The sequence below is a fragment of the Streptomyces sp. NPDC051364 genome (genome assembly GCF_040682115.1).
Lineage (GTDB): Bacteria > Actinomycetota > Actinomycetes > Streptomycetales > Streptomycetaceae > Streptomyces.
In genome coordinates, this window is record NZ_JBFBAH010000005.1 from 84386 (window position 1) to 108939 (window position 24554).

Here is a 24554-nt window from a genome sequence, read left to right on the forward strand (position 1 = left end):
CTTGACGGGGGCTGACTTACGGTCAGGGGCGCTTCAGATGTTTCGAGCTGTGAACCTGACGGGAAGAGTGCGCAGGCCACGCATGATCAGACCCCCGCGCCAGCGAAGCTCGTTGGACGGAACAGCGAGTTCCAGATCCGGCAGACGCTTCAGCAAAGTCGCAAGCGCGGTCTGTCCCTCAAGTCGTGCGAGCGGAGCGCCCAGGCAGTAGTGGATGCCGTGCCCGTATCCGAGGTGCTGGTTGTCGGTGCGGGAGAGGTCGAGGGTGTCCGGATCGGCGAACCGCTCGGGGTCCCGGTCGGCCGCGGCGAGGACGACGAGCACCGGATCGCCGGCTGCGATGTCCCGACCCCCGAGGGTCAGCGACTCGGTGGCGAAGCGCCAGGTGGCCAGCTCCACGGGGCCGTCGTAGCGGAGCAGCTCCTCGATGCCGGTCTCCAGCAGGCCGCTCTCGCCGGCGGCGAGGGAGTCCTGGAGGCGGGTGCGCTGATCCGGGTTCATGAAGAGGGCATGTACCCCATTGCCGATCAAATTGACTGTGGTTTCGAAACCGGCGAACAGGAGGATGAAGGCCATCGCCGTGGCCTCGGCCTCCGTCAGGTGGTCCCCGTGGTCGCTCGCGCGGATCAGGTCGGAGATGAGGTCATTGCCCAGATCATCCCTTTTACGGTGGATGAGTTCACCGAGATAGGTCCGCATCTGCTTCACGGAGCGGGCGACCCCGCCGCGAGGGCCGCCGCCGTGGCGGATCATCATCCCGGCCCAGTCGCGGAAGTCGTCCTGGTCCTCGCGCGGTACGCCGAGCATCTCGCAGATGGCGTAGATGGGGAGCGGGAAGGCGAACTCGTGGATGAGATCCGCTTCCCCCTTGCTCACGAACCGGTCGATGAGGTGATCGGTCAGCTCCTGCACCCGCGGGGTGAACTCGGCCACCCTGCGCGGGGTGAACGCCTTCGACACCAGCCGCCGCAGCCGGGTGTGGTCCGGCGGGTCGATGTTGAGCAGATGCGTCATCAGCTCCGCCTTGCGCTCCCCCGGGATCCCGGTCTTGCCCTTGGCGTGGGCCGGCTCCGCGTGGTGCGCCGGGTTCTTGCTGAGCCGCTGGTCCGCGAGGGCCTGGCGGGCGTCGGCGTACCGGGTGACCAGCCAGGCCTCGACCCCGCTGGGGAGCTTGGTGCGGTGCACCGGGGAGTGCTCGCGCAGCCAGGCGTACGCCGGGTACGGATCGGTCGCGAACTCCCAGTCGAACAGGGTCGGACCCTGGGGAGGAGTGCTGTCTGCGGGGGCTGCGGAGGTCGGCTCGTGCACCCGCTGACCGTATCCCGCGGGCCGGCCGCCATCCCATATGGGTCGTTCGCCGCGGCTGTCCGTAGATCCGCCATCGCTTGACCTCGGGTTCCCCGGCCCTCCTACTTTCGGTTCTGTGGATGCGAGGATCTTGAAGAGCAGTTTCGCGGTGGTGGAGAGAAGGGCCGAGCACGCGGTCAAGTACTTCTACTCCCACCTCTTCTGGCACAACCCCGGGATCCGTGAGCTCTTCCCGGCCTCCGCCGAGGACATGGAACGCCAGCGCGACCGGCTCTTCGCCGCGCTGACCCACGTGGTCGCCCACATGGACGACGAGGGCCTCCTCCCCTATCTCCACGACTATCTCCGCGACCTCGGCCGCGACCACCGCAAGTTCCTCGCCAGGCCCGAGCACTACGCGGCCGTCGGCTCCAGCCTGCTCGCCGCGCTCGCCCGGACCTCCGGCGAGGCCTGGACCCCGGGCGTGGAGAAGGCCTGGTCCGAGGCGTACCAGGTGGTCGCCGACGCCATGATGGAAGGAGCCGCCGCGAGCGAGGACCCGCCGTGGTGGGACGCCGAGATCGTGCGCCACCTCCAGTACGGGCAGGACATAGGGGTGCTGACCCTGCGCCCGCACGCCCCGTTCCCCTATCTCCCCGGCCAGTACGTGAGCGTGAGCAGCGAGCGGGTCCCGACGACCTGGCGCACCTACTCCATAGGGAACGCCCCGCGGCCGGACGGCACCCTCGACCTGCACGTCAGCCGCATCGAGCACGGCCGGCTCAGCACCACCCTGGTCCGCGGGGCCCGGCCCGGCGAGATGCTGCGGCTCGGCGCCGCCGGCGGGCGGCTGACCTTCCGCCGCGCCGACCGGCCGGTCAGCTTCATCGCGGCGGGCACCGGCTGGGCACCGATCCGGGCCATGCTGGAGGAGCTCGCCGGGAAGCCCCCCGACCAGGACGTACGGCTCTTCGTCGTCGCGCGGGACGCCGCCCACCTCTACGACCGGCCGCTGATCGACGAGTACGCCGCCGCCTTCGGCTGGCTCGGCGTCACCTACATCACGCCCGCCCCCGGGCAGCACCGCAACGAGGCCACCGGGCGGCTCGCGACCGCGCTCGGCCACCGGGCGCTCTGGCCCGACCAGGACGTCTACCTCAGCGGCCCGCCGCCGTTCATCGACGAGACCGCGTACCTGCTCCGGGAGCTCGGCGCCCTCCCCGGCCGGATCTTCCACGACTCCGTACCCGCCGCCGGCACGGGCCACGGCCCGAACGGCCGGCCCCTCGGCTTCGGGGAGTGGTTCCTGAGCCGCCCCGCCCCGCACTGGCACAACCCGTCGGGGCGCGCGCCCCGGTAGGGCCCGTCTTCTGCCGCGGGCTACTCGCCGACGCCCTCGCCGATGCCCTCGGCGGCGCGGATCGCGTCCCGGTAGACGCGGGCCGCGGCGCGCAGCGCGGTCTCCGGGTCGACGCCCGCCGCCTCGGCGCGCGCCGCCAGTTCCAGCAGTTCGTACCCGATGCCCTCGCCGCGGGGCAGCTCCACGGCCATGCCGCCCGTGCGGACCCGGCCGGCGAGCTTGGCCGCGAGCGCGAGACCGGGCTGGCCCAGCGGGATCCCGTCGGTGACCGACTCCCGCTGCTTCTCGACCGCCTTGGTGCGCTGCCAGTGCGCGCTGACGTCCTCCGGGGTCTGCGCGTCCGCGTCCCCGAAGACGTGCGGGTGCCGGTGGATCAGCTTCTCGACGAGGCTGCCGGCGACGTCGTCGATGGAGAACGGCTCCTCGGGATGCTCCTCGGCGATGCGTGCGTGGAAGACGACCTGGAGGAGTACGTCGCCGAGCTCCTCGCGCAGCGCCTCCCGGTCCCCGTCCTCGATGGCCTCGACCAGCTCGTACGCCTCCTCCGTGGCGTACTTGACCAGTCCCTCGTGGGTCTGGCGCGAGGTCCAGGGGCATTCCCGGCGGACCCGGTCCATCACCTGAACGAGGTCGAGGAGGCGGGCGCCGGGCAGATCGTAGGAGCCGGGCAGCAGCTCGAGGTCGGGCATGTCGACGCGGCCGGAGCCGGCGAGCCGGGCCAGTCCGTCGGTGAGCCGCTGGTCGCCCTCGCCGCCCGGGATCACCACGACCGTGCGGCCGCCGGCGCAGGCCTCGACCAGCGCGTGCGCGTCCGGGGTCTCGTGCGCGACCTCGACGCCCGCCTCGCGCAGGTACGGCAGCTGCGGGTGGCCCGGGTCGGCGCACAGCACCCGGTCCGCGGCGTGCAGGGTCTGCCAGGCCGGCCAGGACAGCAGGCCGGGGGCAACCCGGTGGCTGGCGGTCAGCAGGACGATCCGGCCGGCGGCGGTCGCGTCGGCAGGATCGGCGGCGGGCACGGCGGGGGCGGGTTCGGCGGCGTGGTCATTCACCCTCCGAACCTACCTCCGGACGGGTGGCTCAGGCTCCGGCGGGGGCCTGCTCGGGCCGGGTCCGCTGGACGATCCATGGGGTGTCCTGGTCGCCGAGCACGATCTGCTGCGCGTCCCAGACGCCGTAGCGCGGGTTCACCTCGATGTGCAGCGCCTTCGCGGCGGACGCGAGCTTCTCGACCGCCTTGTCCTGGCTGCCGTAGTGGTCGAAGAGCTTGTCGCGCAGCAGCTTGAAGCGGGCGTCGGCGTCGAGCTGGCCGGGTGCCAGCTGGGCCTGCTCGAGGGCGGCCGCGGCGAGCTTCTCGCTGCCGCCGGCCTTCTCCAGCTGGGCCTTGCGGAAGTCCTGGACCTCCTTCTCGCCGACGCTCACGCCCGCCTCCTTCGCGGCGCGCTCCAGGACGACGGTCTGGATCATCTTGTTGAGCTTGACGCGCTCCAGGCCGGGCGAGGCCTGGATGAGCTGCGCGGCGGTCGGCCCGGACTCGTTCTGCGCCGCGCGGACGTCGCCCACCTGGGCCTGGAGCGCGGAGGTGGTGATCCGTTCGCCGCCGACGACGGCCGCGGTGCCGGGGCGGGCCTGACCCGAGCAGGCGGACAGCAGGGGGGCCGCCGCGAGCAGGGCGGCGGAGACGGAGAGCGCTGTGCGACGGTGCAAAGGAGCCTCCAGGGCCGGGAGATTGTGCGTCGGTGCACAAGGGCCGTGCGGTGATCGATGGTATGCAGTCAAGCTGATCCGAGCCACCGGTTCGACCAACGATTCCCGGGGTGTTGGGGTGCGCATCTGTTGATGTCACAGCCACCCAGCGGCAACCCTTTGGTCCACCGGCGCTGCCAAAGTCGGCCCACCATGTCGACACCGCACCGCTCGCCGCGCCGCCGGAGCCTGCACGGCTCGGCCCTCGCCGCCCTGATCACGGCGGTGGCCGTGTGCGCCGGGGACGCGGCCGCCCGCGTGTTCCCGTACGGGCACCGCCACCGCAGCATCAACGACCTCGGGAACCAGTTCGTCCCCTTCCACGCCCACCTGTGGGATCTCCTGCACGGGCGCGCGGAGGGCGGGCTGCTGCTCAACTGGCAGTCCGGCTACGGCACGAGCTTCCTGCCCGACTTCGGCACCTACCTCTCGAGCCCGTTCGCGGTGCTCGTCGCCCTGTTCCCGCGCGAGGACATCGACCTCGCCGTGTACGTGGTCACCGTGCTCAAGATGGCCGCCGCGGCGGCGGCGATGGCCTGGCTGCTGCGCACGCTGCGCCGCGGGCCGTGGTGGGCGGCGGGGCTGCTGGCGGCCTCGTACGCGCTGTGCGGCTGGTCGGTGATCGAGGCCTCGTACAACCCGATGTGGCTGGACGGGCTGATCGCGTTCCCGCTCCTGTGTCTGACGGGTGAGTGGGCGCTGCGGGGGCGCCGGCCGGCGGTCGCCGTCCTCGTGGTGGCGGTGTGCTGGACGGCGAACTTCTACACGGCCTACATGGCGACGCTGGGTGCGGCGCTGGTGCTCCTGTTGCAGGTGATGCTGACGCGCCAGGGGGTACGGGACCGGCTGCGGGTGCTCGTCCGTGGCGCGGGGACGACCCTGCTGGGCATCGCGGTGTCCGCCCCGGTGCTGGTCCCCCTCTTCCTGAGCTCGAAGCAGGCGTACCCGGGGTGGACTCGGCAGTTCGCGCCGGCGTCCTGGCCGGACCTGTTCGCGCGGGTCCTGCCCGCGACGTACTCCTTCTCCTCGCCGGCGCTCTTCGTGGGGACGGGGACGCTGCTGCTGGTGGCGGCCCTGCCGTTCCACCGGGCGGTGCCGCCGCCCACCCGCCTGGGGTGGGCGGGGCTGACCGCGGCCGTCCTGCTCTCCTTCCAGTGGACGCCGACGCACCTGGCCTGGCACGTGTTCGCGACCCCGAACGGCAGCCCGTACCGGCAGACGTTCGTGCTGGCCGGGGTGGCCGTGATCGCCGCGTGGACCGGGCTGGCGACGGCCGGGCTGCCGGGGCCGCGGGCGCTGGCGGCGGGGGCGGCGGTGCTGGCCGCGGCGGCCGTGGCGGCGAGCGGCAGCGCGCTGGCGACGACGTGGGGGTTCGCTCTGTTCTGCGGCGGGCTGGCGCTCGCGGCGGGGGCCTGGTGGTGCCTGCGCCACCGCAGGCTGGTCCTCCCGGCGGCCGGGGTGCTGGCGCTGGTGCTGGTCGGCCAGGCCGCGGCGACGACGGCGTTCGGGCACAAGGGCAAGCTGGGCGGCCTGGACGACTACCCCTCGTGGGGGGCGGCGCACACGGCGCGCGCCGAGGCCCTGGCCGGCGCCGAGGGCTGGCCGGCGTACCGCACGGACCCGAGCCGGCCGGCGCTCTCGGGCAACGATCCGCTGCTGCTGCGCGGGGAGGGCGGCGCGTACTACAGCAGCCACACCCCGGACGTGTTCACGCGGACGATGGTGGCCCTCGGGGCGGGCTGGACCTCGCGCGGACGCAACGTGCAGAGCATCGACAACCCGGTGACGGACGCGGTGTTCTCGGTCGGCGCCCGCCTGCAGCCGGACGGCACGATCGTCCGCGCGCAGGTGCCCCCGCTGATCACGATCCGCCCGCCGGGGCCCACGCCGTCGTACGCCGAAGGCGACGGGCCGCCCTTCGCCAACCAGGAACTCCTGCTGGGCGCCCGGGTGTACGAGGACCCCGTCTCCCCCGGGGTGTGCCGCGCGGGCACCGAGGCCTACCTGTGGGCCCCGGAGTACAACGCGACGGCCCGCCTCGCGGACGGCCGCGCGTTCCGGCTGAACGGCAACGCCCCCCGCAACCGGGCGGCCCTCCAGCCGCTGGGCGCCTCCCGGGGGGCCTCCTCGGCGCTGGTCTTCGACGCCGCCGCGCCCCCGCGCTGGGCCCTGTCCTGCCTGGACCGCGCCCGCCTGGACCCGGCGGTGGCCGCGCTCCGCGCGACGGCGCCGACGTCCCTGCGGGTCGGCTCGTCGACCGTGCGCGCCACCGTCCCGGCGGGCACCACGGGCACGGCGGTCCTCTCGTCCCCGGCGATCGCGGGCTGGACCTGCAACGACCGCCCGGCCACCCCGTACCTGGGCCTGGTCTCCGCCCCCGTGACCCCGGGCACCACGACGATCACCTGCACGTTCCGCCCCCCGGGCCTCCTCCCGGGCACGGCCGTCGCGGGAGCGGCCCTCCTGCTGCTGGGCGCGTTCCTCGCGGCGCAGCGGCGCCGCAGGCCCCGGACCGGCCGGCCGGACGTACCGGGCGCCCGGGAGGCCGACGCCTCCGCGGAGCTCACCGCGACCGGGGTCTGAGCCGCCGGCGTCAGCGGACCTGGCTCAGCCAGTGCAGGGTGCGGCGGACCTCCGTCGAGAAGGGGTGCGCCGGGCCGTGGACGCGCTCCGCGTCGAACAGGAGGCGGGCCAGGGTGTCGTGGGCCGCGGGGCGGTCGCCCATGGAGAGCAGCAGCTGGGCTATCCGGCGGCGGACCTCCAGCGGGAGGCCGGGGTCGGGATTGGCGTAGTGGTTCTCGAACAGCGGGAGCAGGGAGCGGTATTCGGCCAGGGCCGCCCCGGGGGCGCCGAGCTGCTCCAGGCACTGGGCCGCGTCGTAGCGGAAGCGCAGGGACTGGGGGTCGCCGGCCGGGAACTCGTCGGCGAGGCGGCGCAGTTCGGGCAGGGCGCGGCGGTACTGGCCGTCGTCCATCAGCGTCGCGGCGTACTGCTTGCGCAGCGAGCGGACCACCGGTGAATGCTCGCCGTGCTCGGCCTCCGCGGCCGGGAGGATCCCGCCGAGGATGTCCACGGCCTGGGTGAGGCGGCCCTGGTCCAGGAGGCTGCGGGCCTCGTCCACCGCGGCCGGGATGTCCGGCTTCCGGGGCGGCGTCGGCGGTACGGTCGGCTGCGGCGGGACGGTGGAGGCGCGGTCCGGCCAGGGGGCGTGGGGGCGCAGGAAGGGGCGTGTCGGGTCGAGAGTGCCCGCCGGCGTGCCCTCCTTGGGCAGCAGCGACGCGAGGGCCTCGTACACGTGCTGTGCGGAGGCGGGCCGGTCCTGCGGGTCCTTCGCGAGGAGGTGGAGCAGGACCGCCTCGAGCTGGTGCGGGATCTCGGGGCGCATCCTGCGGACCGGGACGGGCGGCTCGTACAGGTGGCGGTGCAGTACGCCGAGTGCGGTGGACCCGGCGAACGGGACGTTGCCGCTGAGGAGTTCGTACAGCAGGACGCCCAGCGCGTAGAGGTCGGTGTGGGGGCCCACCGCGCCGCCCATCGCCTGCTCGGGCGCCATGTACGCCGGGCTGCCGATCGGTGTGCCGGTGCTGGTGAGGCGGGTGGTGTCGGTGTCCATCACCGAGGCGACACCGAGGTCGAGGACCAGCACGGTGCCGTCCGGGCGGATCATCACATTGCGCGGCTTCAGGTCGCGGTGCACGATCGGCACCGCGTGCACGGCCGACAGCACCCCGCACAGCTGGGCGACCACGGCGACCGCCCACGGCCAGGGGTACGGGTCGTGCTGGGCGAGGTGGTCGGCGAGGTCGGTGCCCTCGACGTAGCCCATGACGAGGAACAGCTCGTCGCCGTCGCTGCCCGCGTCGTGGACCGTGACCAGGCCCGGGTGGTCCACCTGCGCCGTGACCCGGCATTCGCGCACGAAGCGGCGGCGCAGCTCGTCGGCGACGGAGCCGGGGCCCGCCACCTTGTCGGGGCGCAGCAGCTTGACGGCGACGCGGCGGTCCAGCCGCTGGTCGTACGCCGTCCAGACCTGGCCCATGCCGCCCTGTCCCAGGATGGAGGCGAGCTGGTAGCGCTCGCCGATGATCCGGTCGTCGTCCGTCACCGGGCCGGGCCCTCACCCTCGTTGCCGGGCGTGTTCGGGTTCGACTGCGGGTTCGACTGCGGGTTCGGGTGCGGGTGCGGCGTCTGCTTGCGCAGCAGTTCGCTCAGCTCGTCGAGCTCGGCGCGCACCTGTCCGATCCGCGGCGGGGTGGCCGGCCCGGGAGCCGGTGCGGGGGTCGGGGTCGGGGTCGGAATCGGCGTCTGCTGCTGGGCCGGCGGGTATCCGTACCCCGGCCGGGCCTGCTGCTGCGGTACGTACGGCGCGGGCTGCGCCGGGTACCAGGGGGCGGTCGGGGCCGCCGCGCGGGCTCCGTAGTGGCGGATGTCGGCGACGAGGAAGTACACGCAGGTCAGGAAGCCGGTGATGATGATGCCGAAGGCGCCGGTATTGCCCTGCCAGCCGTCGGTGTCGGGCGTCGGGTCGGCGCCGATCAGCGCGATCCAGGCGACGCTGAGCGCGCAGTTGACGGCCAGCAGCCACCAGTCCCGGGGCTTGCGGGTGACGACCGCGAGCCGCAGCATCGTGCCCCAGCCCAGGAAGCCGCAGCTCAGGACGGGCAGCAGGGCGAACAGCACGCGCAGTGCCACGATTCCCCCGGTACTGGACTGGGGGCCTTGCTGCGGCGGGAGGCCGGGGCCGTGCATCGCTGCTCCTGACGGACCGTGTCGACGAAGTTTCGGGTCTGAGCGTATACAGCGTTTCCGGCCGCCAGTGAGGGGATGCGCGCAACCGTTGCAGGGTCGCCGCACACCTCCGGCCGCCGCGGGCCGCGCCGCCGGGGCGGAAATCGTCGGGGCCCCCTGACCGGCGGCGACTACCCTCGGCAGTCGAGTTGTTGTTCCAAGGGGGAATCCACATGCGGAGCCGGACCATCGGCGTGTCGGTACTGGCCACGACGGCCCTGTTCGGGCTGACGACGGCCTGCCTGCCGGGGGGCGGGGGCAAGGCGGCCGACGTCGGCAGGGCGGCCCGCGCCGCCGAGCAGGCCTCGGGCGGGGCCGCTCCGTCGCCGACGGCCAAGAACAAGGACAAGAGCACGGGCGTGCTCGCCGACCTGTCGGGCGCCGAGATCCTGAGCCAGTCGTACGAGGCCATGCGCAAGGTCGAGTCGGCCCACGTCGTCGCGAAGGTGCGCGAGGAGGGCAAGCCGATGGAGTTCGAGCTGTCCCTCGACAAGAAGGGCAGCTGCAACGGCGTGATCCGGTACGAGGGCATGGGCAGGATGAACCTCGTCAAGTCCACCGACCTCATCCACTTCAAGGGCGACGAGGAGTACTGGCGGGGCGCGGCCGCACAAAAGCACACCCCGAAGAAGCAGGTGGACGCGATGGTCGCGATGCTCGCCGACCGCTGGCTGAAGGTTCCGGTCTCCGACCCCCGCGCCGCCTCGATGTCCCACGTGTGCGACCTGGGCAAGCTGACGGGCGGCAGCGGCCGGGCCAACCCGCTGGCCCGCAAGGGCGAGACGGTCACCATCGACGGCAAGCAGGCGCTGGCGATCACGACGGCGGCCAAGGAGGGTACGGAGACCGATTACATAGCCACGCAGGGCACCCCGTACATGCTCAAGTCCACCGTCTCCGGGGACGAGACCGGGGAGATCCTCTTCTCCGCGTTCGGTACGCCCGTCGACACGGCCCTGCCGGACGGCGCGGACGTCCTGGACCTGTCGAAGCTGGGCGGCGGCGTCCCCGGCGAGTCGGTCTGAGACCGACCTCGGCGGGCGGATCCCCTGAAACGCGCGTAGCGTCGCAAAAGGGATACGGAAGGGAGCCCTCGCATGGGGATCTTGGACAGGGCCAGGGAAATGCTGCACGGCCACAGCAAGCAGGCGAAGCAGGCGTCCGACGCCGCGGAGCAGCAGATCAACCAGCGCACCGGCGACAAGTACACCAAGCAGGTCGACCAGGGTCAGCAGCAGGTGGAGAAGCAGCTGGGCATCGACGAAGACCCGGACAGGTAGCTGGCGTCCGAGCAGCCGGCGGCGCGGCCGGGGACCCGCAGGTCGCCGGCCGCGCGCCTGGCCGTACGAAGACGCTTACGACCCGAGGATCGTGGTGAGGAACTCCCCCGTCCAGGCCAGCAGTTCCCGTCCGACCAGCGGCTTTCCGCCCACCCGGGCGGTCTTCGGCCGCGGGATCAGCACCTGCGAGGTGGCCGGCTTGAGCACCGCGCCGGGGTAGAGACGCTTGAGGCGCAGCTCCTGCGACTCGCGCAACTCCACCGGCCCGAAGCGGATGTTGGGCCCCTGGAGGGTGATGTCGCCGACCCCGCAGGCCCGCGCCAGCATCCGCAGCCCGGCCACCAGGAGCAGGTTCTCCACCGGTTCCGGCAGCTTGCCGTAGCGGTCGTGGAGCTCCTCGCGTACGGCCTTGACGTCCGCCTCGGAGTTCGCCGACGCGATGGACCGGTACGCCTGGAGGCGCAGCCGCTCGCCGGGCGCGTAGTCGTGCGGGACGTGCGCGTCGACCGGCAGCTCGATCTTGACCTCGAGCGGCGGCTCCTCCTCCACCCCGCCCTCGACGGCGGCCCGGTAGTCGGCCACGGCCTCGCCGACCATGCGGATGTAGAGGTCGAAGCCGACGCCCGCGATGTGCCCGGACTGCTCGCCGCCGAGCAGGTTGCCGGCGCCGCGGATCTCCAGGTCCTTCATCGCCACGTACATGCCGGCGCCCATCTCGGTGTGCTGGGCGATCGTCGCGAGCCGCTCGTGCGCGGTCTCGGTCAGCGGCTTCTCCGGCGGGTAGAGGAAGTACGCGTACCCGCGCTCGCGCCCTCGGCCCACGCGGCCGCGCAGCTGGTGCAGCTGGGAGAGACCGAAGTTGTCGCCGCGCTCCACGATGAGGGTGTTGGCGTTGGAGATGTCGATGCCGGACTCGACGATCGTCGTGGAGACGAGCACGTCGAACTTCTTCTCCCAGAAGTCCACGACGACCTGTTCCAGGGACTGTTCGGACATCTGCCCGTGCGCGGTCGCGATCCGCGCCTCGGGCACGATCTCGCGCAGCTTGGCGGCCGCCCGGTCGATGGACTCGACCCGGTTGTGGATGTAGAAGCACTGGCCCTCGCGCAGCAGTTCGCGCCGGATGGCCGCGCCGATCTGCTTCTCCTCGTACGGGCCGACGAACGTGAGCACCGGGTGGCGCTCCTCGGGCGGGGTGGTGATGGTCGACATCTCGCGGATGCCGGTCACCGCCATCTCCAGGGTGCGCGGGATCGGGGTCGCGGACATGGTCAGCACGTCGACGTTGGCGCGCAGCTTCTTCAGCTGCTCCTTGTGCTCGACGCCGAAGCGCTGCTCCTCGTCGACGATGACCAGGCCCAGGTCCTTGAACTTGGTCTCCTGCGAGAAGAGCCTGTGCGTGCCGATCACGATGTCCACGGAGCCCTCGCGCAGGCCCTCCAGGGTGGCCTTGGACTCGGTGTCGCTCTGGAAGCGGGAGAGCGCCTTCACGTTGACCGGGAACTGGCTGTAGCGCTCGGAGAAGGTCCCGAAGTGCTGCTGCACCAGCAGTGTGGTGGGGACGAGGACGGCGACCTGCTTGCCGTCCTGGACCGCCTTGAAGGCCGCGCGGACCGCGATCTCGGTCTTGCCGTAGCCGACGTCGCCGCAGATGAGTCGGTCCATGGGGACGGACTTCTCCATGTCCTCCTTGACCTCGGCGATGGTGGTGAGCTGGTCGGGGGTCTCCGCGTACGGGAAGGCGTCCTCCAGCTCGCGCTGCCAGGGGGTGTCGGGGCCGAAGGTGTGGCCGGGGGCCGCCATGCGCGCGCTGTACAGCTTGATCAGGTCGGCGGCGATCTCCTTGACCGCCTTCTTGGCGCGCGCCTTGGTCTTGGTCCAGTCGGCGCCGCCGAGGCGGTGCAGGGTCGGGGCCTCGCCGCCGACGTACTTGGTGACCTGCTCCAGCTGGTCGGTCGGGATGTAGAGGCGGTCGCCGGGCTGGCCGCGCTTGGCGGGGGCGTACTCGACGAGGAGGTACTCGCGGGTGGCGCCCTGCACGGTGCGCTGGACCATCTCGATGTAGCGGCCGACGCCGTGCTGCTCGTGGACGATGTAGTCGCCGACGCCCAGGGTGAGGGGGTCGATGGACTTGCGGCGCCGGGTCGGCATCCGGCCCAGGTCCTTGGTGGCGGTGCGCTGGCCGGTCAGGTCCGTCTCGGTGAGGACGGCGATCTTGAGCGCGGGGTCGAGGAACCCGTTGTCGAGGGAGCCGCACGCGACGTGGACGATCGACGGCTCCAGGGCGCGCAGATCGGCCTCGAGCCGGGCCGCGATGCCCTCGCCGCCGAGCACCTCGACGGTGCGTGCGGCCGGGCCGTGGCCCTCGGTGAGGTAGACGGTGTGCCAGCCCTCGGCGATCCAGCCCTTGGTGTCGGCGAGCGCGCGGGCGGTGTCGCCGCGGTAGGCCTCGGGGGCGTGCATCCCGAGCTTCAGAGTGTCCCCGCCGACCGCCTCGTCGGCAGCGAAGGGGGACACCGACCACCACATCATGCCCAGCTCGCGCGCGTGCTCCCGTACGTCCGCGATCCCGCGCAGCGAGGCCGCACCGACGTCGATCGGGGCCGCGCCGCCGCCGGCGGTGGCGGCCCAGGAGGCCATCAGGAACTCCTGCGAGGTCGCCACCAGGTCGGCGGCCCGGGTGCGCACCCGTTCCGGGTCGCACACCACGGCCATGGACCCGGCCGGCAGGACGTCGATCAGCAGTTCCATGTCGTCGACGAGGACCGGGGCGAGGGACTCCATGCCCTCCACCGCGATCCCCTCGGCGATCTTGTTCAGCAGTTCGCCGAGCTCGGGGTGCTCCTCGGCGAGGGCCGCGGCCCGCTCCCGTACCTCGTCGGTCAGCAGCAGCTCCCGGCAGGGCGGGGCCCACAGCCCGTGCTCGGCGACCTCCAGGGACCGCTGGTCGGCGACCTTGAAGTAGCGGATCTCCTCGACCTCGTCGCCCCAGAACTCCACGCGCAGCGGGTGCTCCTCGGTGGGCGGGAACACGTCGAGGATGCCGCCGCGCACGGCGAACTCCCCGCGCTTCTCGACGAGCTCGACGCGGGAGTACGCGGCCGCGGCCAGCGCCTCGGTGATCTCCCCCAGATCGACGCTCACGCCCTGGCGCAGGCTCACCGGGACCAGCTCTCCGAGCCCCTTGACCTGCGGCTGGAGCACGGACCGGATCGGCGCGACGACGACGGAGACGGGCCCTGCGGCCGGGTCGTCCTTGCTCGGGTGCACGAGGCGGCGCAGTACGGCGAGCCGCCGGCCCACGGTGTCGCTGCGCGGCGAGAGCCGCTCGTGCGGAAGGGTCTCCCAGGACGGGTACTCGGCCACCTCGTCGGGCGGCAGGAACGAGCGCAGCGCGGCGGCCAGGTCCTCGGCCTCCCGCCCGGTGGCGGTGACCGCGAGCACGGTCCGCTCGGTCCTGGCGGCCAGCGCGGCGATGACGAAGGGCCGTGCGGCCGGCGGTCCGACGAGGTCCACGTGCATGCGGTTGCCGTCGCCGGCCGCGGTGACCGCCTCGGCGAGGGCCGGGTCCCGGGTGACGGCGTCGAGCAGTCCGTGCAGGCTCATGAAAGGAGACTTCCGTCCGGTGAAGGGGCAACGCGAAGGGCCCGACACGTCTCACGGGCCGGGGCTTCCCACCCTACGACGCCACCCCCTCACCCGCGCGAGGGATTGCGGTCACTCCGGGGAGTGACGCAGTGACCGCCGACGGCCCCGGTCGGCCCGGATGGGCTGACCGGGGCCGTCGGCCCCCCGTACGACCGCGCAGCTACTCGCTCGCGATCGCGTTCAGTACGTTCATCCGCCCTGCCCGGAAGGCCGGGACCAGTGCGGCGAACAGGCCCACGAAGGCCGACCCGGCGAAGACGCCGATGATCGTCGGCCAGGGGATCTCCAGCACCTTCAGGCCCTGGAGGGCGAGCAGCTGCTGCGCGGTGGCTCCCCAGCCCATGCCCAGGCCGAGGCCGAGGAGGGCGCCGAAGAGGGCGATGACCACCGACTCCAGGCGGATCATGCGGCGCAGCTGGCGGCGGGAGAGGCCGATGGCGCGCATCAGGCCGATCTCGCGGGTCCGCTCGACCACCGAGAGGGCGAGGGTGTTCACGACACCCAGGACCGCCACGATGATCGCGAGGGCGAGGAGGCCGTAGACCATGTTCAGCAGCTGGCCGACCTGGTCCTGGAGGTCCTTCTTGTAGTCGGTCTGGTTGCGCACCTGGTACTGCGGGTACTCGGCGAGCGCCGCCTTGACCGCCGCGTACGCGGAGTCGGCCTTCCCGTCGGCGGCCTTGGCCAGCAGCATGAAGGGCAGGGGCATCCGGTCGGCCGGGACGTACTGCTGCACGGTCGCGGTGCTGACGTACATCGAGCCCTTGTCGATGTTGCCCTCGTCCGAGGTGATCGCGGCGACCTTGAGCTTGGCGCTCTTGCCCTCGGCGAAGGCGACCGTCATCTCGTCGCCGACCTTGACGTGGTGCTTGTCCGCGTAGATCGAGCCGACCGACATCGCGCCGCTGCCGTACGCCGCCGCGTGCTCGCCGGCCACCATCTTGCGCCGGACGTCCTGGACGTAGGTGGGGTCGTTGACGCTCAGCTCGCCGTCCTCGGCGGAGCCACCGGGGGCGGTGATCTTCGCCTTCACCAGCCGGTACGCGGTGACGTGGTCGAGGTCCTTCGCAGCGCGCAGCGCCTGCTCGGCCTGCGGGACGACCGGCTGCTGCGCCTGGGACTGGACGATGTAGTCCGCGCCGACCGACTTGTCGAGCTCGTCGGTGGCGGACGCCACCATCGAGGAGCCGACCACCGACAGGCAGGCGACCAGCGCCAGTCCGATCATCAGCGCGGCAGCGGTGGCGCCGGTGCGGCGCGGGTTGCGCAGCGCGTTGCGCTCGGCGAGGCGGCCGACGGACCCGAAGGGCCGCAGGACCACCCCGGAGAGCAGGCGGACCACGCCGCCGGCGAGCAGCGGGCCGATCACGATGAAGCCGATGAGGGTGAACAGCACGCCCATGGCCAGCCAGAGCGAGCCGGGCGCGGCCTTGTCGGCGGCCGCGGCGAGGAACAGGCCCGCGCCGCCGATGCCGGTCAGGACCAGGCCCAGGACCGCCCGGATGCGGCCGGCCTTCTTGTCGCCGGGGGTGCCGGCGTCGCGCAGGGCGGCCATCGGGGAGACCTTGCCGGCCCGGCGGGCCGGGATGAACGCCGAGACGACGGTGACGATGATGCCGAGCACCAGGCCCACGACCGGGGTGGTCCAGGCGACGGTCAGGTCGTCGGTGGACAGGTGCATGCCCATCTGGCCCATGAGCTTCATCAGGCCGACGGCCAGGCCCACACCGGCGCCGACACCGAGGAGCGAGCCGACGAAGCCGAGCAGCAGGGCCTCGACGACCACGGACTTGAGCACCTGGCCGCTGTCGGCTCCGATGGCGCGCATCAGGCCGATCTCGCGGGTGCGCTGGGCGACCAGCATCGAGAAGGTGTTGAAGATCAGGAAGATGCCGACGAGGAAGGCGATCCCGGCGAAGCCGAGCATCACGTACTTCATGACGTCGAGGAAGGAGCCGACGTCCTTGCGGTTGGCGTCCGCGGCCTCCTTCGCGGTCTGCAGCTTGTACGTGTCGGCGCCGACGGCGGCCGCGACCTTCTGCTTGAGCTGCTCGTCGCTGACCCCGTCCTTGGCGGTCACGTTGACGTGCGTGAAGAGGCCGGGGGCGCCGAGCAGCTTCTCCTGCGCGGTGGCGGTGTCGAAGTAGACGACGGTGGCACCCGGGTTGGTCACGGTGAAGGAGGCGATGCCGCTGATCCTGGCGCGGATGTCGCCGGTGACGGCGATGGTCCGCAGCTCGTCACCGATCTTGAGGTGGTGCTTCTCGGCGGTGTCGGCGTCGATCATCACCTCGGTCGAGCCGCGCGGGGCCTGGCCGGAGGTGATCTTCATCGACTTGAGCTCGTTGTCGTTCCAGTTGCCCGCGATGGTCGGGGCACCGGTGGTCGAGCCCATGTCCTCGTTCTTGGAGTTGGCGACCGTGACGGACAGGGAGACGACGCCGCCCTCGGCGGACCGCACGCCCTCGGCCTTCTTGACCTTCTCCACGACCGAGCCGTCGAGCGTCTCGGGCTTGCCGCGGTCGGGGGTGTCCTCGCCGCCCTTGGCCGCCTTGGGGCTGACCGTGACATTGGAGTTGGTGACCGCGAACAGCTTGTCGAACGTGGTGTTCATGGTGTCCGTGAACACCAGGGTGCCGCAGACGAACGCGACGGAGAGCATGACGGCGACGGCGGAGAGCGCCATCCGCCCCTTGTGCGCGACGAAGTTGCGCCGCGAGGTCTTCAGGACGGTGTTGCTCACGAGGTCCGCCCGCGCGCGTCGAAGTCCTTCATGCGGTCGAGGACCTGGTCGGCGGTGGGCCCGTACATCTCGTCCACGATCCGGCCGTCGGCCAGGAAGATCACGCGGTCGGCGTACGAGGCGGCCACCGGGTCGTGCGTGACCATCACGATGGTCTGGCCGAGCTCGTCCACCGAGCGGCGCAGGAAGCCGAGGACCTCGGCGCCGGCCCGGGAGTCCAGGTTTCCGGTGGGTTCGTCGCCGAAGATGATCTGCGGGCGGGCCGCGAGGGCGCGGGCGACGGCCACGCGCTGCTGCTGGCCGCCGGAGAGCTCGGTCGGACGATGCTTGAGGCGACCGGCGAGGCCGACGGTCTCCACGACCCGGTTCAGCCACTCGGCGTCGGGCTTGCGGCCCGCTATGTCCATGGGGAGCGTGATGTTCTCCAGGGCGTTGAGCGTCGGCAGCAGGTTGAACGCCTGGAAGATGAAGCCGATCCGGTCGCGGCGCAGCTGCGTGAGCTTCTTGTCCTTCAGGCCGGTGATCTCGGTGTCGTCCAGGTGGATCTGCCCGCTGGTCACCGTGTCGAGACCGGCGAGGCAGTGCATCAGCGTGGACTTGCCGGAGCCGGAGGGGCCCATGATCGCCGTGAACTGGCCGCGCTTGATGTCCACGTCCACCTCGTCGAGGGCGACCACGCGGGTCTCCCCGGCGCCGTAGGCCTTGACGACCTTGCGCGCCCGGGCCGCGACGGCTTCATGCCCTCCAGTACCCCCGTGCCTGGTTTCGGTCATAGCCGTTGTCACGGTGCTTCCCCTCGTTCGTTGCGTTGCTGCGCGTGTTGCCGGTTCCGGCGTGCCGGCCGGATCCTGCGTGTGATGCCGTCGTGAAGTCTGCGGGGCGGAGGCGGCCGGCGCGCTGGTGCCCATCGCCGTATCCACCGGGGGGTTAACCCCACCCCCGCTCGTATGAACCAGTTAAGGACCTCCCGGGGCCGTCCTCCTCCTCCGCCGGGACGAAAGACCCCTGGACCCTTGTGAGGAGCAACCCCTAGGGGTTCTCCACCCTTTGGGGGATCAGCTCTGGGGGATACCGCCGGATACGCCGCGATGAGAGGGTGTTCCCCGCAGGTACGTGCACAGTGAAAGGATCTTGGTGGGCGCGGAGGAGAGCACGGGAGAGCGCACCGGGGACGCTGCCGGGGCGGGAGCCGGGGCCCCGGCGGCCCCCGGGAGCGGCAGCCGGCCGCCGCGCACCGCGCTCGTCGCCGCCCTCATGCTGAGCATGGCCCTCGTCGCCGTCGACAACGCCATCGTCTCCACCGCCGTCCCCCAGATCGTCGGCGACCTCGGCGGGTTCTCCGTCTTCTCCTGGCTCTTCGCCGGGTACCTGCTCGCCATCACCGTCACCCTCCCCGTCTACGGGAAGCTCTCCGACACCCTCGGCCGCAAGCCCGTCCTGCTCTTCGGCATAGCCCTTTTCATCGTCGGCTCGCTGCTGTGCGCGCTCGCCTGGAACATGGCCGCCCTCATCGCCTTCCGCATCGTCCAGGGGCTGGGCGGCGGCGCCCTCCAGGGCACCGTGCAGACCCTGGCCGCCGACTTGTACCCGCTCAAGGACCGCCCGAGGATCCAGGCCAGGATGTCCTCCGTCTGGGCCGTTTCCGCCGTGGCCGGCCCGGCACTCGGCGGACTCATCGCCTCGTACGCCGACTGGCGCTGGATCTTCCTCATCAACCTGCCGCTGGGCGGCCTCGCCCTGTGGATGCTCGCCCGCCACCTCGTCGAGCCCGTACGGTCCCCCGGGCACCGCGGCCCGATCGACTGGGCGGGCGCCCTCGGCGTCTTCGCCTGCGGCGGACTGCTGCTCTTCGCGCTGGTGCAGGGCGGGGTCGCCTGGCCCTGGCTGTCCGCGCCCTCCCTCGGGCTGCTGGGCGCGAGCGCGGTGCTGGCGGCCGTGGTCGTCCGGATCGAACGCCGGGCCGAGGAACCGATTCTCCCCGGATGGGTCTGGCGCCGGCGCACCATAGCCGCCGTGAACCTGGCCCTCGGCGCACTCGGCGTACTCATGGTCGCCCCGATGGTCTTCGTCCCGACGTACGCCCAGTCGGTCCTCGGCCTCGGACCCACAAGCGCCGGGCTCGTCATGTCCGCGATGACCCTCACCTGGCCCTTGTCCGCCGCCTTCAGCCAGCACGTCTACCGGCGCATCGGCTTCCGCAACTCCGCCGCCGTCGGGATCTCGCTGGCCGCCGTGATCCTGTTCTCGTTCACGCTCCTCCCGTATCCCGCCCGGCCCTGGCAGCCCACGCTGATCATGCTGCTGCTGGGCGCCGCCCTCGGCCTCTTCCAGCTGCCGCTGATCATCGGGGTCCAGTCCACCGTGGGCTGGTCCGAGCGGGGTACGACGACGGCCTCGGTGCTCTTCTGCCGCCAGGTCGGCCAGAGTTTCGGGGCCGCCCTGCTCGGGGCCGTCGCCAACGCGACCATCGCCGCCCGGCTGGCCGACGCCCCGATGCCCGGACTGCCGGACCACCTCGACGACGTCTCCAAGGCCCTCGACCGGCCCGGGCTGCTCCCGCCGGCCGCCGCCGACTACCTGCGCGCGTCGGTGGCCGCCGCCGTGGACCACATCTTCCTCGGCGCGACCGCCGCGGCCGTGGTGGCCCTGCTGGTCCTGCTCCTGGTGGCTCCGCGGCGGTTCCCGATACTGGCGGAGCATCAGGAGAAGTAGCGGCGCGCCCGGCTTCCGCTTGTCATGACCCCGGTCAACGGAGTACACCTCGAAGTCCGAATCCGAGATCCGTTCCGGGGGGACGACATGGTTTCCGCACTCTTCGCACTGGTCTTACTGGCCGCCGTGGCCGGGCCGATCGGCCTGCGGCTGCGCCGCCGTCCGGGCTTCGTCACAGGCCGCGACGGCCGGCTCTCCACCTCCACCACCCTGGCGCTGGCCTGGACGGTGATCCTGGTCTGGCTCCTGCTCACGATCCTCGCGTACGGGCTCACGGCCGGCGGCGGCGCCGACTGGTTCGCCGGGGAGCACGGCCCGCTGTCCTCCCTGACCAGCGTGTACCTGCCGCTGCTCGGGGGCCCGTACGTGGCCCTGATCGCGGCGAAGACGGTCGTCGGCATCCGCCTCGAGAACGGCAGCATGGCCAAACCCGCCCCCAAGCCGACGGACTCCGGGAAGCGGCCGCTGCGCGAGCTGATCGCGAACGACAGCGGGCGCACCGACCTGGTGGACCTCCAGTACGTGGCGCTGAGCGCGGTCACGATGCTGTACGTGGTGCTGTTCTTCCTCTCCGACGTGGGCGGCGGGCTCCCCCACCTCCCCGCCGAGATCTGGGCGCTGACGGGCGCACCGGCCGGGGCGTACCTGGTGAACAAGATGGCCACGCGCGCGAACCCGGTGATCACGGGCGCGGCGGTGCGGGGCGCCGCCCTGGTGGTGGAGGGCGGCGGCTTCGGCCCCGAAGCCCGGGTGGAGCTCGACTCCACTGCCCTGGCGACCGAGTACGACCCCGCGACGGGCACCCTGACGGCGCAGCTGCCGGCCGCCGCGCCCCCCGCCTTCACGGTGGTGGTCACCTCCCGCGGCCTGCGCAGCGACCCGTACCGCCACGCGCCGGCGGCTGCAGGCTCGGCACCGGCACCGGCACCGGCCCAGCAGCCGGCGGGCTAGTACGCCCGCGTCGGGGCCAGGCCAGGCCAGGCCAGGTCAGGTCAGGTCAGGTCAGGTCAGGTCAGGTCAGGTCACGGGAGCTTCGCGAGGAACTCCCCGATCAGCGGGGCGATCTCCGCGAGGTGGGTCTCCAGTGCGAAGTGCCCCGCCCCCTCGAAGACGTGCACCTCGGCATCCGGCGCATCGCGCAGGTACGCCTTCGCCCCCGCGGGGGCGAAGAACGGGTCCCCGGCGCCCCAGACGACCAGGACCGGCACCCGGGCGGCGCGCAGCCAGGCCTGCCAGGCGGGGTAGTGGGCGAAGTTCGACGCATAGTCGAAGGCCAGGTCGGCCTGCGCGTCGGCGCGCCCCGGCAGCCCGAGGTAGTGCACGTCGAGCGTCCAGCCGTCCGGGGAGATCAGGCTCGTGTCGGCGACGCCGGTCTCGTACTGGAAGCGGGTGCCCTCCGGGGTGAACAGCCCCCGTACGCGCTCCTCGTCGCCCGGCACGTCCCGCCGCAGTCCGGCGAACTCGCGGGCCGCGTCGGAGAGTCCCTCCTCGTACGCGTTGCCGTTCTGCACGATCAGGCCCGTCACCCGTTCGGGCCGCCGCGCGGCGAGCCGCAGCCCGACGGGGGCGCCGAAGTCGAAGACGTACAGCGCGAAACGGTCCAGCCCGAGGACGTCGGTGAAGCCCTCCACGATGTCGGCGAGCCGGTCGAAGGTGTACGTGAACCCGTCCGGGGCCTCGGTCCGGCCGAAGCCGGGGTAGTCGGGGGCGATCAGCCGGTACGGGGTGTCGCCGAGCGCGTCCATCAGCCGGGCGAACTGGTGCGAGGAGGTGGGGAAACCATGCAGGAGCAGCAGGACCGGGCCGTCGGCGGGGCCGCTCTCGCGGTAGGCGACGCGGACCCCGTGCACCTCGGCGGTGCGGTGGTGGACGAGCTGCATCACATGCCTCCAATGGCTTTGTTTCCATTAGTCTCACCGGAGATCGCTAATGGGTCAAGTGCTTCACGTACCATTAGGCCCATGACGTTCCCGCTCACCGGAGAGCCCCTCGCCCTGGACCTCCTCAACACCCGGCCCGCGGGCGCAGGCGACCTGATCGCCGGCCCGGAGGGGCTCGCGGCCTGGCTGGCCGTCCAGGAAGGCCGGCTCGGGCCGGCCGGGAAGGCGGGCCCGGCGGAGGTGGCGGCCGTGCACGCCGTACGGGAGGCGGCCGGCGCTGCACTCACGGCCGCACGGCGCGGCGAGCAGCCCCCGGCCGGTGCGCTGCACGCGCTGAACGAGGCCTCGGCGGGCGCCCCGGCCCACCGCGCGCTCGCCTGGACACCGGACACGGGCCTGACGGCCGCCCCGCACCGCACGGGCACCCCGGCCCGGCGACTCGCGGCGCAGCTGGCGGACGCGGCGGCCGACCTCCTGACGGACCCCCGGGTGCAGGACGTACGGGAGTGCGAGGGGGCCGACTGCGTGCTGCTGTTCCTGCCGGCGCACCCGAGGCGGCGCTGGTGCGTGGCCTCGACCTGCGGCAACCGCGCCAGGGTCGCCCGCTACTACGCCCGCCACAAATCCTGACCTGGCGGCCGGGGCCGGGCTCCGGGGCCGGGCACCGGGGCCGGGCTCCGGACGCAGCGCTCCGGACGCAGCGCTCAGGCCCTGCCCCGGGATCCGCCCCGCCCGGTCAGCCCTCCGCCGGCGCGCGGCCCGTCAGGGCGGCAAGGCTCGAGCGCACGTGGTTCATGTGCGCCCGCATCTCGTCCTGCGCCTCCGCGTGCTCCCGCAGGATCCGGTCCGTCTCACGGCCGGTGCGCTCCTCCCGCACCCGGGCTTCCGCCAGCAGCTCCGCGGCCCGCGCCTCCGCGTCCTCCTGCCCGTGCCGCGCCGACTCCTCCGCCTCCGCGTAACCGCGCCGCGCCTCCGCCAGCCGGCCCTCCGCGTACCGCTCGAGCTCCGCCTGGCGCGCCTCCAGATCGGCCTCCCGGGCCGCCAGCTCCCGGTCCGCCGCGTCCCACCGCTCCACGTGCTCCTGCTCGCGGTCCGCCAGCAGCGCATCCGACCGGTGCCGCATCTCCGCCAGCGCCGTCTGCGCCTGCGAGCGCCACTCCGCCGCATCGTCCCTGGCCTCCGCCCGGACCGCGTCGGCCTCCCGCTCCGCCTGCAGCAGCCCCTGCCGCGCCCGGACCTCCGTCTGCTCGCGCACCGCGTCCGCGTCCTGCCGCGCCAGCTCCGCCACCCGGTCGGCGTACGCCTCGGCCGCGCCCGTCGCGTCCACCGCGTCCACCCGCGCGTCCCGGCGCACGGCGTCCGCCTCCTCCTCCACCAGCAGCAGGATCCGCCGGGCCCGCTCGCTCAGCTCGTCGTACGTCTGCGGGGCCAGCTCCGCCACCGCCTCGCGCAGCCGCCCCGCCTCCGCCTCCATCCGCTTCGCCAGGACGGTCAGCCGCGCCACCCGCTCCCACGCCTCGTCCCGGCTGCCGGAGAGCCGGGCGAGATACCGGTCGACCTCTTCCGTGCGGTAGCCGCGACCTCGTACGGTCGCGAAACCCGGTCCGTGAGGTGACATGGGTGCAGTCATCCTGGAAGCGCCTCTCTCGGGGGGATTCCTGTCAAGGATGCGCCATTTGCTCTCAGAAGCCGGAATGGCCGGGCCGAGACCCTGTACGAGGGTCCCGGCCCGGCCATTCAACCGATCATCCGATCAGAGCAATCCGTCCCACATCTGCTCCAACAGCACCGACCACCAGCTCTCCGGCGACGCCAGCGCCGCGCTGTCGAGCCCGGCCAGATTCGTCTGGAAATCGGCGGTCCAGTGCCCCGCCTGCTCCGGCGTCAGATGCTGGCGCAGACGCCACATGTGACCCAGCATCGCCAACGAACGCGCGAACTGCGGCAGGCTCGAATTCACGAACTGCGGCGGCACCGGCGCACCGCCCGGACCGGCCTCCACCGGAACCGCCACTATGTGCGCCGTCCCGTACTGCACACACAGCGCCTTGCCGAAGTCACTGCCCACGACCAGGTACGAACCCGCATCCGACGCCGGCTGCACCTGTCGTTGCGCAGCCAGCTCCGCCAGCGTCGGCACCGGCTGGCCCGGCACCGCCTGCGCCCAGAAGAACGGCCCGAAGTCCGTCGGCAGACCCGCCCACACCAGCGTCTGCGCCACGATCTCCGGCACACCCTGGCGGGACACCGCCCGCTGGTCGAAGCGGAACACACCCTGCGGACCGAACGCGCCGGCCAGCTCCGCGCCGATGGCGTCCAGCGGAATCGCCGGCTGGAGCGGCACCTGCTGCAGCGGCGCGCGTACCGGCGCGGGGCGCGCCGGGCCGTCCGCCACCTGGTGCAGCTCACCCTGATGGGTCAGCAGATGCCGCATGCCCTGCTGACGGCCCGCATGGTCCTTGCCGTACGGGGCCACGCTCGTGATCCGGACCTGCGGCCAGGTCTCCCGGATCATCCGCGCGCAGTAACCGCCGGGCAGCTCGCACGACTCCAGCTCGGTGTGCAGTTCCAGCACCTGCTGCGGAGGCACGTTCATCGCACGCAGCTCGTGCAGGATCTGCCACTCCGGGTGCGGCGTACCCGGAGCGGAACGGCGGATGAGCTGCTGCTCGGAGCCGTCGGGCGCGCGGTAGCGGAGCACGGCCTGGTAGCCCGGTCCGACCGTGGGCACACCGGCGGGCGCCGGGGGCTGCGCCGCGGGACCGCCCTGCGGCTGCCCGGGCGGGCCGGGAGGCGCGGGCGGCCGGCCCGTGACGGCCGGACCGGCCAGCATCGTCGCGGCATGGTCGAGCCCGCCCCCGGGGGCACCGGGCGCACCGGGCGCACCGGGAGCCCCCGGCGGACCGGGAGGCTGGGGTACGCCGGGACCCGCGAGCATGGTGGCGACCTGATGGGCCGAGCCACCGGGGGCCCCGGGCGGACCGGGAGGCGCAGGCGGCTGACCGGCACCGGGAGCACCGGGCGGACCCGGAGGCGCAGGCTGACCCGTCACGGCCGGACCGGCCAGCATCGTCGCGGCATGATCCAGCCCACGCCCCAGCGAACCCGGAGCG

18 protein-coding genes are annotated in these 24554 nt (G+C 72.7%); 7 read left to right on the forward strand and 11 right to left on the reverse strand.

The annotated features are described in order from the left end of the window. Positions 1-33: 33 nt before the first annotated feature. Positions 34-1308: a cytochrome P450 gene (locus tag AB0M76_RS12440; RefSeq protein WP_365952843.1), complete on the reverse strand. Its 1275-nt coding sequence runs from the start codon at positions 1306-1308 to the stop codon at positions 34-36. Positions 1309-1438: 130 nt separating this feature from the next. Here AB0M76_RS12440 and AB0M76_RS12445 point away from each other — a divergent pair, with 130 nt between their 5' ends. Then, the gene (locus AB0M76_RS12445; RefSeq protein WP_365952844.1) at positions 1439-2647 is read left to right on the forward strand and encodes a globin domain-containing protein; all 1209 of its coding nucleotides are present in this window, start codon (positions 1439-1441) and stop codon (positions 2645-2647) included. A gap of 20 nt (positions 2648-2667) precedes the next feature. On the opposite strand, the gene AB0M76_RS12450 is transcribed toward AB0M76_RS12445, so the two are convergent. Both AB0M76_RS12450 and AB0M76_RS12455 read right to left on the reverse strand, forming a co-directional pair. Next, positions 2668-3663: a nucleoside triphosphate pyrophosphohydrolase gene (locus AB0M76_RS12450; protein ID WP_365953179.1), complete on the reverse strand. Its 996-nt coding sequence runs from the start codon at positions 3661-3663 to the stop codon at positions 2668-2670. Positions 3664-3724: 61 nt separating this feature from the next. After that, complete coding sequence (locus tag AB0M76_RS12455) at positions 3725-4351, reverse strand: SurA N-terminal domain-containing protein (protein ID WP_266666379.1); 627 nt, start codon at positions 4349-4351, stop codon at positions 3725-3727. A 192-nt stretch (positions 4352-4543) separates the two neighbouring features. Here AB0M76_RS12455 and AB0M76_RS12460 point away from each other — a divergent pair, with 192 nt between their 5' ends. Further along, positions 4544-6973 carry a YfhO family protein gene (locus AB0M76_RS12460; RefSeq protein ID WP_365952845.1) on the forward strand — a complete coding sequence of 810 codons (2430 nt, stop codon included), beginning with the start codon at positions 4544-4546 and terminating at the stop codon, positions 6971-6973. 10 nt (positions 6974-6983) lie between these two features. On the opposite strand, the gene AB0M76_RS12465 is transcribed toward AB0M76_RS12460, so the two are convergent. Beyond that, on the reverse strand, positions 6984-8495 hold the full coding sequence (locus AB0M76_RS12465) for a serine/threonine-protein kinase (RefSeq protein WP_365952846.1): 1512 nt from the start codon (positions 8493-8495) through the stop codon (positions 6984-6986). Beyond that, positions 8492-9082 carry a hypothetical protein gene (locus AB0M76_RS12470; RefSeq protein WP_365952847.1) on the reverse strand — a complete coding sequence of 197 codons (591 nt, stop codon included), beginning with the start codon at positions 9080-9082 and terminating at the stop codon, positions 8492-8494. The genes AB0M76_RS12465 and AB0M76_RS12470 overlap by 4 nt, the downstream gene beginning before the upstream one ends. 269 nt (positions 9083-9351) lie before the next feature. On the opposite strand from AB0M76_RS12470, the gene AB0M76_RS12475 reads away from it, so the two are divergent. Both AB0M76_RS12475 and AB0M76_RS12480 read left to right on the forward strand, forming a co-directional pair. After that, positions 9352-10203 carry a hypothetical protein gene (locus tag AB0M76_RS12475; protein WP_365952848.1) on the forward strand — a complete coding sequence of 284 codons (852 nt, stop codon included), beginning with the start codon at positions 9352-9354 and terminating at the stop codon, positions 10201-10203. Between the two features lie 72 nt (positions 10204-10275). After that, positions 10276-10458, forward strand: a complete 183-nt coding sequence (locus AB0M76_RS12480) for an antitoxin (RefSeq protein WP_365952849.1) — start codon at positions 10276-10278, stop codon at positions 10456-10458. 75 nt (positions 10459-10533) lie between these two features. Here the strand turns inward: AB0M76_RS12480 and mfd are convergent, their stop codons facing one another. The 3 genes from mfd to AB0M76_RS12495 all read right to left on the reverse strand — a co-directional run bounded on the left by mfd (position 10534) and on the right by AB0M76_RS12495 (position 17634). Then, positions 10534-14064: a transcription-repair coupling factor gene (mfd, locus tag AB0M76_RS12485; protein ID WP_365952850.1), complete on the reverse strand. Its 3531-nt coding sequence runs from the start codon at positions 14062-14064 to the stop codon at positions 10534-10536. Between the two features lie 202 nt (positions 14065-14266). Continuing rightward, positions 14267-16792, reverse strand: a complete 2526-nt coding sequence (locus AB0M76_RS12490; protein ID WP_365953180.1) for an FtsX-like permease family protein — start codon at positions 16790-16792, stop codon at positions 14267-14269. Between the two features lie 53 nt (positions 16793-16845). Next, positions 16846-17634: an ABC transporter ATP-binding protein gene (locus AB0M76_RS12495; RefSeq protein ID WP_030296992.1), complete on the reverse strand. Its 789-nt coding sequence runs from the start codon at positions 17632-17634 to the stop codon at positions 16846-16848. A gap of 349 nt (positions 17635-17983) precedes the next feature. On the opposite strand from AB0M76_RS12495, the gene AB0M76_RS12500 reads away from it, so the two are divergent. Next, on the forward strand, positions 17984-19561 hold the full coding sequence (locus AB0M76_RS12500; RefSeq protein WP_365952851.1) for an MFS transporter: 1578 nt from the start codon (positions 17984-17986) through the stop codon (positions 19559-19561). Positions 19562-19648: 87 nt separating this feature from the next. Then, positions 19649-20512 carry a hypothetical protein gene (locus AB0M76_RS12505; RefSeq protein WP_365952852.1) on the forward strand — a complete coding sequence of 288 codons (864 nt, stop codon included), beginning with the start codon at positions 19649-19651 and terminating at the stop codon, positions 20510-20512. A 71-nt stretch (positions 20513-20583) separates the two neighbouring features. On the opposite strand, the gene AB0M76_RS12510 is transcribed toward AB0M76_RS12505, so the two are convergent. Next, the gene (locus tag AB0M76_RS12510) at positions 20584-21441 is read right to left on the reverse strand and encodes an alpha/beta hydrolase (protein ID WP_365952854.1); all 858 of its coding nucleotides are present in this window, start codon (positions 21439-21441) and stop codon (positions 20584-20586) included. Positions 21442-21522: 81 nt separating this feature from the next. Here AB0M76_RS12510 and AB0M76_RS12515 point away from each other — a divergent pair, with 81 nt between their 5' ends. Then, entirely contained in the window at positions 21523-22071 is a 549-nt protein-coding gene (locus tag AB0M76_RS12515; protein ID WP_365952856.1) for a CGNR zinc finger domain-containing protein, read from the forward strand. A gap of 106 nt (positions 22072-22177) precedes the next feature. Here the strand turns inward: AB0M76_RS12515 and AB0M76_RS12520 are convergent, their stop codons facing one another. Next, positions 22178-23059, reverse strand: coding sequence for a cellulose-binding protein (locus AB0M76_RS12520; protein ID WP_365952858.1), 882 nt, complete (start codon positions 23057-23059; stop codon positions 22178-22180). Positions 23060-23194: 135 nt separating this feature from the next. Continuing rightward, on the reverse strand, positions 23195-24554 hold a 1360-nt coding region (locus AB0M76_RS12525; protein ID WP_365952859.1), incomplete at its 5' end, for an SUKH-4 family immunity protein.